Raw genomic sequence first — 12008 nt, forward strand, 5'->3', positions numbered from 1 at the left:
CGCGTCAACACCCGTGGGGGGCTCAGCCGCGTGGAACCGGCGTCGCGACGGTGCGTACGGGAGCACGTCCCGGCGCGCGGATCGGCCACCGCCGGAGACCGCCCCACCCCGTGCGCTCACGCGCAGGCGTGTGCGGCGCACATGTGGGTGCCCGAGTGCGCCTGTTGACTCGGTGCGCCTCGCCGCGCGACCGCAGATGGCGGTGGCGGCTCGCGCAGTTCCCCGCGCCCCTCTAAAAGCAGGGCTTCGCCCCAACCCGTCGCCCCCTCGCCCCGGCCTACACCACCTCGTACGCCAACCCCTCACGCACCGCCAGGCTTTCCCGGGCCACCGCCGCCACACCCGTGACCGCGCCGCACGCCGGATAGACCGCGGGAGTCACCACGCCGCCACCGCCCCCGAAGCCCGACGCGCCCACACCGCTCGCCGCCCCCGAGGTCCCCGGCACCACCCGGTCCAGTTCGCACCAGATCCGCTTGCCGACGCCCTCGTGGCTCCAGCCCCAGCGGTCGGCGAGAACGTCGACGAGGGCGAGACCGCGCCCGCCCGTCTCGTCCCCGTCGGCGCACCGCGGGGCCGGCGGACACGCGCTGCCGTCGACGACCTCCAGGCGGACCTTGCCGATCACGCCGTCACGGAGGCCGGACAGCAGCAGCCGCAGCACCGCCGGACGCCCGGTGTGCACGACCGCGTTGGTGACCAGCTCGGAGACGAGGAGGATCAGCGTCTCGGCGAGCGGCTCGTCGTCCCCTATCCCGGACCCGGAGAGCCGTGCACGGGCCCATCTCCGTGCACGACCCACCTCTGCGGGGTCGGGCCGGATCTCCAGCTGCACTTGAAGCACCTGCACCGCTCACACCATCCGAACCGGCGGACACATCGCCGCACGCCCCTCTGGGGCCACGATCGTGGTCATCTGCTGCCTGGCCGACGCCACCGCCGTCGACACCATCGGCACCGGGATCACGGAACGTGATCCCCTTACAGGACAGCATGGTTGACGTACAGTCACCCCAACAAGCGCTTCGGGCATATTCCAGCGCGAAGGAGTACGCGTACGGCATACTGTGCGACGCTCATAGCGGGGAGTCGAACAGACCGGGGCATCGAGACTCCGGCCCACTTCACGAGCGCCGGGCACCGCCGGATCCGGGGCCGCCACAGGGGCAACACCGGCTCGGCTCGACCTCGGAACCACTCGCATCCACCAGAAGGTACCGGAGCGGACCTCCGACTCCAGGCCGTGACAAGTCACGCCTAGGACACAACACGATATCAACGCTCGGTAATTCCGGTATGCCACGTTCCGCGACATTCGCCGCGACGAACGCCACGCATTTCGCTTCCCTCCCTGGTCAGCGCGCTCAACTCGCGTCGCTCAGCAGTTCCCCCGCCAACATCTCCTCACTCTCGGTGATCGATCCGCCACGTTCCGCCCGCACCCACGCGCGCTTCAGACACAGGTGTACGTCGGCCTCCCAGGTGAACCCCGAACCGCCGTGGACCTGAAGGGAGTCGCGGGCTCCGCGCACCGCCGCCTCGTCGGCCAGCAGCCGGGCCGCCGCGATGTCGACCGGATCCAGGGTCACGGCCGCCGCGTACACCGCCACCCGCGCGACCTCCACCCGGACCAGCAGTTCGGCGCAGAGGTGCTTGACCGCCTGGAAGGCGCCGACCGGCCGCCCGAACTGCTCCCGGGTCCGGGCGTGTTGCACGGCGGCCTCGCAGGCCCGCACGGCTGTGCCCACCTGCTCGGCGGCGGTGAGCAGTACGAACAGATCATCGGGGCGGTGGAAGGAACCGCCCCCCGGCACCCGGTGCAGCGGCGTCAACGGATCCACCGATCGCAGCGGTACGGCCCCGGCCGCGTCCCCGGTCACCGCATCGGCCTCGTCCAGCCACTCCACCAGACCACCACCCCCGACAGCGGTCACCACGGTCTGCCCCGTCGCCGCGCCCGGCACCACGCCCGCCGCGAGATGGGTGGCCACGAGCGGCCCGGGCAGCAGTGCGCGCCCCGCCTCCTCGAAGACCAACACGGCCTCCGGCACCCCGAGCCCGACCCCGCCCCGGTCCTCGGCCAGCCGCAGCGAGAAGAAGCCCACCTCCCCCAACTCCCGCCACAGCCCCCGGTCCAGCCCGCCGCCCCCGTCGACGGCGGCCCGCAGCTCCTCCGCCCCGAAGCGCCGAGCCAGCACCTCCCGGAAGCCGCTCTTCAACACCCTCTGATCCTCGGTCAGTCGAAACCGCACAGGCCAACAGCCCCTCTTCACCAACGGACACACCCGCTTTCGAGGGGCGCGGGGAACTGCGCGAACAATCACGACGCACCCGCACCCGCCAACACCCCAGGCACCCCCACCCCCTGAGGCGCCCTCGCCCCTGAGGCGTCCTCGCCCCCTGAGGCGCCCTCGCCCCACCTCACCCCTTCGGCAACCCCAAGATCCGCTCCCCCACGATGTTCCGCTGAATCTCCGACGTCCCCGCGGCGATCGTGTACGACAACGAACTCAGCCGATCCAGAACCCACCCACAGTCCAGATCGAGCGCGCCCGCCCCCAACACCTCCGCAGCCACCTCGTACAACTCCTGCCGCGCCCGCGAATACCTCAGCTTGAACACCGAGCCCCCGACCCCCGGCACCCCGCCGGAGGCCTCTCCCTCGCTGACGTTCCACTGCGTGAGCCGCCACAGCGCCCGGAACTCCGCGTGCAACCGCCCGAGCCGCCGCCGCACACCCGCGTCGTCCCAGACCCCGTTCGCCCGTGCCTGTCTCGCGACCTCCCCCAACACCCGGCGGCAGGCCACCACTTCACCCACGAACGCCGTCCCCCGCTCGAACGACAGCGTCACCATGGTCACCCGCCAGCCGTCGTTCTCCGCGCCCACCCGGTTGGCGACCGGCACCCGGACCTCGTCGAGGAACACCTCGGCGAACTCCGTGGAACCGGCGAGGGTGCGCAGCGGCCGTACGGTGACTCCGGGCGCGTCCATAGGCATCGCCAGCCAGGAGATGCCCCGGTGCTTCGGTGCCTGCCTGTCCGTCCGCACCAGCAGCTCGCACCAGTCGGCGACCTCGGCGTGCGAGGTCCAGATCTTGGAGCCGCTGACGACGTACTCGTCGCCCTCCCTGCGCGCACGCGTCCGCAGTGCCGCGAGGTCGGACCCGGCGTCCGGCTCGCTGAACCCCTGGCACCACACCTCCTCGCCCCGCAGGATCGGCGGCAGCCAGCGTGCCCGCTGTTCGGCGGTGCCCTCGGCGGCGATGGTGGGGCCGGCGTGCAGCAGCCCGACGAATCCCGCGCCCACGTACGGGGCACCCGCCTTCTCGGTCTCCTCCAGGAAGATCAGCCGGGTGGTCGGCGAGGCGTCCCAGTGGACGTCGGCGTACCCGGCGTCGTACAGCGTCCGCTGCCAGCCGAGGTCGTAGGCGCGCCGGCCCGGCCAGTCGTCGGGCGACGGCTTCGGCGGCAGCGAGGGGAGCGTCTTCGCCAGCCACTCCCGCAGCCGCGCCCGGAACGCCTCCTCCTCGGGGCTGTACGCGAGGTCCATCGCCCGTGATCCCTACTTGCCGAGATCGCGGTCGAAGTCCAGGCCGAGCATGCGGATCGCGTTCCCCCGCATCAGCTTGTAGACCGTCTCGTCGTCGAGTCCCTTGACGTGGTCGAGGGCGACCTCCTTGGTGTGCGGGAAGGTCGAGTCGACGTGCGGGTAGTCGGTCTCGAAGGTCGCGTTGTCCCGGCCCACGACGTCCAGCGAGGCGACCCCGTGCTTGTCGCGGAAGAAGCAGCAGAACATCTGCCGGTAGTAGTACGTCGACGGCGGTTCGGGGATCAGGTCCCGCACCCCGCCCCAGGCGCGGTGCTCCTCCCAGACGTCGTCGGCGCGTTCCAGGGCGTACGGGATCCAGCCCATCTGCCCCTCGCTGTAGGCGAGTTTGAGGGTCGGGAACTTCACCAGGACCCCGCTGAAGAGGAAGTCCATCATCGAGGCCATCGCGTTGTTGAAGGAGAGCGAGGCCTGCACGGCGGGGGGCGCGTCGGGGGAGGCGGCCGGCATCTGGGAGCTGGAGCCGATGTGCATGTTGACGACCGTGCCGGTGTCCTGGCAGGCCGCGAAGAAGGGGTCCCAGTAGCCGGAGTGGATGGAGGGCAGACCGAGGTAGGTGGGGATCTCGGAGAACGTGACGGCCCGGACGCCCCGGGCGGCGTTCCGCTGGATCTCCTCGACCGCGAGGTCGATGTCCCACAGGGGGATGAGACAGAGCGGGATCAGCCGGCCGCCGCTGTCGCCGCACCACTCCTCGACCATCCAGTCGTTGTAGGCGCGGACGCAGGCCAGGGCGACCTCCTTGTCGTGCGCCTCGGCGAAGGTCTGCCCGCAGAAGCGCGGGAAGGTCGGGAAGCAGAGGGAGCCCTCGACGTGGTTGAGGTCCATGTCCGCCAGCCGTGCCTTGGGGTCCCAGCAGCCGCGCCGCATCTCCGCACGGGTGATCCCCTCCAGTGTCATCTCGTCCCGGTCGAACCCGACGGCCGCGATGTTCCGTTTGTACGGGAACTTGAGGTCCTCGTAGATCCACCAGTCGGTCGGCGGTCCGTCCGGGTCCATCGTGATCTGGTACTTGCCCCCGACGTACGCGAGCTCCCCGATGCCGGCGGTGAGGGGCTTGGGGCCTCGGTCGCGATACTTCTCCGGCAGCCAGGTCTCGAAGAGATGCGCGGGCTCGATCACATGGTCGTCGACGCTGATGATGCGGGGCAGTTCGGTCATGGGTCCCCTCCAGCGAGCCATTTCTGACGGACCGTCAGCTAGGTCCTCTCCAGCAGGCTAGTGGCGCACCTCTGGACCGACAAGGCGCCCGGCCCTACGCTCTGCCCACGATCTGACACATCGTCAGCTGAATGCGGCAGGGGGCCCTCCGTGACCGATGTGACCGATACGACCGATGCACCCGATGTACCCGAGACCGCCCACGTGCTCAGCGGGTCCGGCACCCTCTGGGAACTCCTCGACCGCCGCGCCGGCCTCACCCCCGACCGGCCCGTCCTCCTCCAGGACGACCGCACCCTGAGCTTCGGCGAACTGCGATCCGGCGCCGAGCGCGTGGCAGCCGGGCTGTACGACTGGGGCGTACGTCCCGGCACGGTCGTCGCCTGGCAGCTGCCCACCCGGATCGAGACGGTCCTGCTCTCCTTCGCCCTGGCCCGCCTCGGCGCCGTCCAGTCCCCGGTCATCCCCTTCTACCGCGACCGCGAGGTCGGCTTCGCGCTCCGGGAGTCCCGGGCGGAGTTCTTCGCGGTCCCGGGCGAGTGGCGGGGCTTCGACCACACGGAGATGGCCCGACGGCTGGAGGCGCGCGGGATCTTCGAGGCGTACGACCGCCTCCCGGACGGCGACCCCACGACACTGCCCGCCCACCCGCCGACGGCACCTCCGTCCGCTGGATCTACTGGACCTCGGGCACCACCTCCGACCCCAAGGGCGTCCTGCACACCGACCGTTCACTGATCGCGGGCGGCTCCTGCCTCGCCCACGCCCTGCGGCTCGGCGCGGACGACGTGGGCTCGATCGCCTTCCCGTACGCGCACATAGGCGGCCCCGACTACATGGTGATGCTCCTGCTCTACGGCTTCCCTGCCGTGCTGTTCGAGCACTTCGCGCTGCCGGCCGCGCTGGAGGCGTACCGCAAGCACGGGGTGACGGTGGCGGGCGGGTCGACGGCGTTCTACTCGATGTTCCTGACCGAGCAGCGCAAGCAGCCGGGTGAACCGCTGATCCCCTCTCTGCGGCTGCTCGCGGGCGGCGGCGCCCCGAAGCCACCGGAGGTCTACCACTCCGTCGTACGGGAGATGGGCGTACAGCTCACCCATGGGTACGGCATGACCGAGGTGCCGATGATCACGATGGGCGCGCCGGACGACTCGGCGGAGAACCTGGCGACGACGGAGGGGCGGCCGCCGGAGGGGATGGAGATCCGGATCGCACAGGACGGGGAGGTGCGGCTGCGCGGGGAGGCCGTCTGCCAGGGGTACCTGGACCCGGCGCAGTCGGCGGCGGCCTTCGACGCGGACGGGTTCTTCGTCACCGGTGACCTCGGGCATCTCACCGACAGCGGCCATCTGGTGCTGACCGGCCGCCTCAAGGACGTCATCATCCGCAAGGGCGAGAACATCTCGGCCAAGGAGATCGAGGACCTGCTGCACCGGCATCCGGCCGTCCAGGACGTGGCGGTGATCGGGCTGCCGGACCCGGAGCGCGGGGAGCGGGTGTGCGCGGTCGTCGAACAGCCGCCGGAAGCCGACTCGCTGACGCTGCCGGACGTCACCGGCTGGCTGCGCGCGGAAGGGCTGTCCGTCCACAAACTGCCGGAGCAACTGGAGGTGGTGGACGCCCTCCCGCGCAACGAGACCCTGCGCAAGGTGCTCAAGTACAAGCTGCGCGAACGGTACTCATGACCGGCGGCGCTCGACGCTCTCGGCCGCCCGCCTACTCCGGCACGGTGAAGTAGCGGGCGAACGCGTCGACGACCTCCACCTCGTCCACCTTGCCGTCGGCGTCGGCGTCGAGGGTGGCGGCGGCCGCGTCGGCGACCTCCGCGGGAGCGCCGAGGGCCTTGAGGACCCGGGCGGCCTCCTCGACCGTGGCCTTGCCGTCCCCGTCGGCGTCCGCGACCGCGAGGGCCGCGTGCAGGAAGGGGCGGGCGATCTCGGCGAAACGGTCGGGGTTGTCGCGCAGCCGCTTGACCGCGCCGTTCACGAACTCGTCCCGGGTGATGCGCTGGTCACCGTCCCGGTCCGCTATGCCGGCCATGCCCTGCCAGAAGGCCTCGGCGCCGCCGTACAGGGCCTGGCCCTTGTCCGAACGGGCGGTGGTGCCGAACTCGTTGAGAACCGCCTTGCTCGCCGCGCTGAAGTCCTCGCGGTCGATCCAGCCGTTGCCGTCCTGGTCGAAGGTGGCGAACCGGGCGGCGATCCTGCGCTCGTACTCGCTGCTGACCATGTCTCCTCGGGCCCGCCTTACGTCGAGTGGGGTGCTTCTCGGACGGAGCGTACGACGTCAGAGGCCCGGGCGGAGCGGGAAAGCGGCGCTTGTACCAAGACTGCGGGAATTCCGGGACAACTGTGTGGCCGCCGGGACACCCCAAGTGGGGCATATCACACGTACGTACTGCTCATGGGAGGGGTGCGGGGTCAGGCCGACAGAGGGTCGGCCCGGTCGTCCGTGTCCGGCGCGACCGCCGAGGGGACGTCCGGATGGACGTCGAAGAGACGGCGGACCCCGAGGGCGGCGAGGACACGGTTGACGTGCGCCCCCTCCGCCGGGCCGCCGCCCGCGCGGCCGTCCGCGGGGAGGATCAGCCGGAGCCGCCCCCGGCAGGAGCGCATCAGCCGGCGCGTGGCGACCAGTACGCCGACGCCGCTGGAGTCGCAGAACACCACGGCGGAGAGGTCGAGGACGAGACTTCGGCGGCCGTCGGCCACCGCCTCGTGCACCCGCTGACGGAGCACGGGCGAGGTGACCAGGTCCATCTCCCCGGACACATGCAGTACGGCCCACTCACCTTGCTCGCCGTCGGTCACTTCGAACGCCACCGCGATGCCTCTCAGTCGCCGAACCGGAAGCCACTGCACCGCTTCCTGCTGCGCGGCTGCCCCGCCGTCGTTCCATGAAACACCGGGGGCCCGGCGAAAGCGCGGGGTAAGCGAGCCAATTCCAGGCCCTTTTCGGTGCGTTTTCCATCGAGTACGGTCAGATGCGATCGAACTTTGATCACGAATGGCTTCGGAATCGATCCGATCCGGACCGGGACAGGCCTCGCCCGGTTGGATTCGTGCAGATCAGGCACCTCATATGGTCGTACAGACATACGAAAGGCGGGTGGACGCCCACGTGGGCGATGTGGAAACGGCTTACCCGTGAGGTGCATACCACCTCCGGCCTCGCGAGGGGCGCGCATTGCCATAAAGGGGCGTGCGCGGTCAGCGGTGCCGACTACATTCGGGACGGCGGTGCGCACAGGCTGGAATCGGGCCGGAAGCGGACTGCCGCGGACCGGGGGTCGGTTCGGGGGTCCGCCGACGGCCGGGCGGCGGCCCGACCGGGCGGTCATTCAGGAACGGCGCAGGTGAGAGCAGGGTGAGGGGCTGTATGGCGACGACGGACGCACCGCCCCGCTGGGACCGCAGGATGCAGCAGCGGCTGGCCCGGGGCGAGGCGGCGGCGCTCGGTGAGCTGTACGACCGGTTCGCGTCCCTCGTGCACGGGCTGGCCCACCGTGTCCTCGGCGACGAGCGAGGCGCCGACGGCATCACCCGCGAGGTGTTCCTGCGGCTCTGGGAGAACCCCGAGGAGTACGACCCCAAGCAGGGGCCGCTGCGGTCCTGGGTGGCGGCGCTGACCCACCGTCTGGCGGTGCAGCGGCTGCGGGCCGACGAGACCGCCGCGCTCGCCCGGGGCGGCGAGGGCACGGCGGAGGACCTGGAACGCAAGGTGCACCATGCGTCGGTGGCGGCCCGCGCGGACTACATCGTGCAGGCCATGCCCGCCCCGCTGCGGGCCGCGCTGGAGCTGGCCTATTTCCAGCGCCGTGACTACCGCCAGACCGCCACCGACCTGGGCGTCACCGAGGACGAGGCCCGGCGCCGCCTCCGCCTCGGCCTCCAACTCCTCTCCACCGCCCACGACACGCGCCCCTCCGGCACCCCACCCGAACCCGGGCCCCTCACATGACCACCACACCGAGCCCGCACGGACCGCCCGAGCCGGAGAACGGGGAGAACCCCACCCCGGCCCGCCCGATCGGGTCCGCCGACCGGACCGCACGACACCCCTCCGACCACGGAAGCCGTCCATCGGGCCACGCCACCGCCCACACCACCGGGCACACAGACGGACCGGGCGGGACGAGCGGGTCGGACGAGGCGCGCGGGTCGGACGAGGCGCGCGGCTCGGACGGGCCAGACGGACCGGACGGCTCAGGCGGCCCGGACGGGCCAGACGGACCGGACGGGCCAGACGGACCGGACGGCTCAGGCGGCCCGGACGGCTCAGGCAGGCCGGGTGGAGCAGCCGGACCGAGGCGGCCGGGAGAACCGGGCGGACCGGGCGGGCCCGGGGAGCCGGGCGAGCCGCGTGGGCCTCAGGATGGCGGTGGTGAGCCGGTGGGGCCGCCCCGCATACCGCTGCCGCGCACCTCCGTGGAGGACACCGGAATGCCACTGCCCGACGCGACCCCGACCCTCACCCCGGAGACACCCCCACTGCCCGACGCGACCCCGAACCCCACCCCGGGCACGCCCCCGTCGGCTTCCCCCTTCCCCGGTGCTCCCCTGCCGCCCGGTTCTTCCGGGTCCCCCGGCTCCCGTCCTCCCCTCGTGCTGGAGCACCGGGTGCTGAAGGCGTTGCTCGGGGCCTGGGCCCTCGCGGTGTGCTCCGCGGAGGAGGCGTTGGCGGTGGAGGAGCACCTCGGGGTGTGCGGAGGCTGCGCGGACGAGGCCCGGCGGCTGCGGGAGGCCGTGGGACTGCTGCACCCGCCGGAGAGCCTCGACCTCGACCCGGCCCTGCGCACCCAGGTACTGGACGCCTGCCTGGGCCGCCGCCCGCCCCGTATCCCCGTCCCCCGCTGGGCCGCCCCGTACGACGCGGAGACGGCCCGGCTGGACGCCCTGCTCCAGGACATCGGCGCAGCCGACTGGCACGCCCCCGTCCGGCTGCGCTGGTTCGAGGGCGAGGGCCCGGTGAGCCGTCGTACGACCGTCGCCGGGGTCATCGCTCACCTGCTCACCGTCGACGGGCTCGTCGCCGCGGCGCTCGGCCTGGACGACCCGCTCGCCCCGCTCACCCCGCCCGACGGGCTCGAACCGGGCCCCGGCGAGCCCGTCGGGGCCCTCTCCCCGGCGGCTCGCACCGAGGCGTACTGGAAGGCGTCCCACTTCCCGCCCACCCGCGCCCTGCGCGCCCCCTGGCGGCAACAGAGCCACGACATCGTCCGCACCACCTCGTTCACGGGCGGCGACGACCCCGACGGCTCCGGCACCCCCGGCACCTCGGGCCGCCCGACCGTGCCGTACGGCGGCTTCGTGCTCCCCCTCCAGGACGCGATGATCGATCGGGCGTTCGAGTGCTGGATTCACGCGGAGGACATCGCGGAGGCCGTGGACTACCCGTACGCGCCGCCCTCCGGCCGCCATCTGCACGGCATGATCGACCTGGCGGCCCGCATGCTGCCCGTGGCGCTGGCCGAGCGCCGCAGGACCGGGCTCGCGTCCCCGCCCGGCCGCCACCTCGTACCGGCCGGCGCCCCCGGCCGCAGCCTCCGCCTGGAGATCGAGGGTTCCGGCGGCGGTGAGTGGCTGATCCCCCTCGACTCCCCCGCCGCCCTCGGTTCCGCCGACCACGAAGTGGCGCACGTGGCCCTGGACGGCGTCGAGTTCTGCCGGCTCGCTGCCGGGCACGTACCTCCGGAGGAGGCGGCCGCCGGACAGGGCGGCGACCGGGAGGCGATCAGGGACGTGCTCTTCGCGGCGGCGGCCCTGAGCCGTATGTGATCCCGGCCCGCGGCCGTATGCGGGGCCCCGCGACACCTACGCGGCCGGTGGCCGGCTCCTGGTGCTCAGAGCTGCCAGACCAGCAGCGCGTGACCTTCGCGGGCCGCCGCGCCGAAGTACTCCACCAGCTGTCCGTACACGAACCGCGTCATCTTCAGGGCCTGGGCCTCGTCCCAGACGGGCGGGCAGAGCCCCGCCTCGACGACATCGCCCGGTTCGACGTACGCCAGGAGCCGGTCGACCGGCAGGTCGGCCAGCCCGCGGGCCGCGACGCCCACCTGCTCGGCGGTCAGACAGCCGTAGTCCCCGTACCCGGGGGGCGCGTACCGGATCCGCTGCTCACCGCGGCTCACGTCCACGGGGAACCCGGCGCGTCCCAGCAGCACACGGAGGAGGGGCCAGGCCATGTCGCTGGCGTAGTAGAGCGCGTCGGCGGGCCCGGGTTCGAAGTGCTCCTCGCCCTCGCGGACGTCCTCCATGTGGTTCCACGCCCAGTCGGGATCCCGCTTGATCCGCTCCAACTCCTCGGCCGTCAGGCGGAGGTACTCCCCGAGGGAACTCATCCGCCCGGCACCTAGGCGAACACGACCGTCCGGCGCCCGTTCATGAGGATGCGCCGCTCGGCGTGCCACTTGACCGCCCGCGCGAGCGCCTGGCACTCCACGTCACGCCCGACGGCGACGAGCCCCTCGGGCGTCACGCCGTGGCCCACCCGCTCGACCTCCTGCTCGATGATCGGCCCCTCGTCGAGGTCGGCGGTGACATAGTGCGCAGTCGCGCCGATCAGCTTCACTCCGCGCGTGTGCGCCTGGTGGTACGGCTTCGCGCCCTTGAAGCTCGGCAGGAAGGAGTGGTGGATGTTGATGATGCGCCCGCTGAGCTGCTTGCAGAGGTCGTCGGAGAGGACCTGCATGTAGCGGGCCAGCACGACCAGCTCGACGTTCTCCTCGCGCACGATCTCCAGCAGCCGCGCCTCCGCGTCCGCCTTGGTGTCCTTGGTCACCGGGATGTGGTGGAAGGGGATGTCGTACGACCCCACCAGCTCGGCGAAGTCGGTGTGGTTGGAGACGACGGCCGCGACCTCCACCGGCAGCGCGCCCGTGCTCGCCCGGAAGAGCAGGTCGTTCAGGCAGTGCCCGAACCTGCTGACCATCAGGACGATCCGCATCTTCTCGTCGGCCAGGTTGATCTGCCAGTCCATCTGGAAGGAGTCGCCGATCGCGGCGAAGCTGGCCCGCAGCTTGTCCACGTTCACCGGGGCGTCCGCCGAGAAGTGGACGCGCATGAAGAACAGACCCGTGTCGTGGTCGCCGAACTGCTGACTGTCCTCGATGTTCCCACCGGTCATGAAGAGGTAGCTCGACACGGCGTGCACGATGCCCGGCTTGTCGGGGCAGGCGAGGGTGAGGACGTACTGGTCGGCGGGCGCCGCGGCTCGGGTGGACTGCTCGTTCATGCCCG

10 protein-coding genes and 1 pseudogene are annotated in these 12008 nt (G+C 71.8%); 3 read left to right on the forward strand and 8 right to left on the reverse strand.

The annotated features are described in order from the left end of the window. Positions 1 to 277 precede the first annotated feature (277 nt). From GWK25_RS39155 to GWK25_RS39170, 4 genes are all read right to left on the reverse strand, one after another. A complete protein-coding gene (locus GWK25_RS39155; RefSeq protein ID WP_308010875.1) occupies positions 278 to 850 on the reverse strand; it encodes an ATP-binding protein in 573 nt (190 codons plus the stop codon). Positions 851 to 1364: 514 nt separating this feature from the next. Continuing rightward, positions 1365 to 2252 (reverse strand): acyl-CoA dehydrogenase, encoded by an 888-nt coding sequence (locus GWK25_RS39160; RefSeq protein WP_215456250.1) that lies wholly within the window; start codon positions 2250 to 2252, stop codon positions 1365 to 1367. Between the two features lie 169 nt (positions 2253 to 2421). Further along, entirely contained in the window at positions 2422 to 3552 is a 1131-nt protein-coding gene (locus GWK25_RS39165; RefSeq protein ID WP_215456251.1) for an acyl-CoA dehydrogenase family protein, read from the reverse strand. Positions 3553 to 3564: 12 nt separating this feature from the next. After that, positions 3565 to 4770, reverse strand: a complete 1206-nt coding sequence (locus GWK25_RS39170) for an amidohydrolase family protein (RefSeq protein WP_215456252.1) — start codon at positions 4768 to 4770, stop codon at positions 3565 to 3567. Between the two features lie 159 nt (positions 4771 to 4929). On the opposite strand from GWK25_RS39170, the pseudogene GWK25_RS39175 reads away from it, so the two are divergent. Then, positions 4930 to 6455 (forward strand): annotated as a pseudogene (locus GWK25_RS39175) (class I adenylate-forming enzyme family protein). A gap of 31 nt (positions 6456 to 6486) precedes the next feature. Here GWK25_RS39175 and GWK25_RS39180 read toward each other — a convergent pair. Further along, positions 6487 to 6999 carry an EF-hand domain-containing protein gene (locus GWK25_RS39180; protein ID WP_215456253.1) on the reverse strand — a complete coding sequence of 171 codons (513 nt, stop codon included), beginning with the start codon at positions 6997 to 6999 and terminating at the stop codon, positions 6487 to 6489. Positions 7000 to 7190: 191 nt separating this feature from the next. Continuing rightward, entirely contained in the window at positions 7191 to 7598 is a 408-nt protein-coding gene (locus tag GWK25_RS39185) for an STAS domain-containing protein (RefSeq protein ID WP_215457900.1), read from the reverse strand. Between the two features lie 550 nt (positions 7599 to 8148). Between GWK25_RS39185 and GWK25_RS39190 the strand changes: the two genes are divergently transcribed. After that, complete coding sequence (locus tag GWK25_RS39190) at positions 8149 to 8730, forward strand: sigma-70 family RNA polymerase sigma factor (protein WP_215456254.1); 582 nt, start codon at positions 8149 to 8151, stop codon at positions 8728 to 8730. Positions 8731 to 9212: 482 nt separating this feature from the next. Further along, a complete protein-coding gene (locus GWK25_RS39195; RefSeq protein ID WP_251829236.1) occupies positions 9213 to 10547 on the forward strand; it encodes a zf-HC2 domain-containing protein in 1335 nt (444 codons plus the stop codon). A gap of 65 nt (positions 10548 to 10612) precedes the next feature. Here the strand turns inward: GWK25_RS39195 and GWK25_RS39200 are convergent, their stop codons facing one another. Then, entirely contained in the window at positions 10613 to 11110 is a 498-nt protein-coding gene (locus GWK25_RS39200; protein WP_215456256.1) for a DUF1877 family protein, read from the reverse strand. An 11-nt stretch (positions 11111 to 11121) separates the two neighbouring features. Next, on the reverse strand, positions 11122 to 12003 hold the full coding sequence (gene purU / locus GWK25_RS39205; protein WP_215456257.1) for a formyltetrahydrofolate deformylase: 882 nt from the start codon (positions 12001 to 12003) through the stop codon (positions 11122 to 11124). Between the last annotated feature and the right edge of the window lie 5 nt (positions 12004 to 12008).

Origin of the sequence: Streptomyces sp. ATCC 21386 (assembly GCF_018728545.1) — a bacterium.
Lineage (GTDB): Bacteria > Actinomycetota > Actinomycetes > Streptomycetales > Streptomycetaceae > Streptomyces.

Coding starts and splice junctions, on each gene's coding strand:
- GWK25_RS39165 (WP_215456251.1), bottom strand. CDS start 3,552: ATGGACCTCGCGTACAGCCCCGAGGAGGAGGCGTTCCGGGCGCGGCTG.
- GWK25_RS39170 (WP_215456252.1), bottom strand. CDS start 4,770: ATGACCGAACTGCCCCGCATCATCAGCGTCGACGACCATGTGATCGAG.
- GWK25_RS39180 (WP_215456253.1), bottom strand. CDS start 6,999: ATGGTCAGCAGCGAGTACGAGCGCAGGATCGCCGCCCGGTTCGCCACC.
- GWK25_RS39190 (WP_215456254.1), top strand. CDS start 8,149: ATGGCGACGACGGACGCACCGCCCCGCTGGGACCGCAGGATGCAGCAG.
- GWK25_RS39195 (WP_251829236.1), top strand. CDS start 9,213: ATGCCACTGCCCGACGCGACCCCGACCCTCACCCCGGAGACACCCCCA.
- GWK25_RS39200 (WP_215456256.1), bottom strand. CDS start 11,110: ATGAGTTCCCTCGGGGAGTACCTCCGCCTGACGGCCGAGGAGTTGGAG.
- purU (WP_215456257.1), bottom strand. CDS start 12,003: ATGAACGAGCAGTCCACCCGAGCCGCGGCGCCCGCCGACCAGTACGTC.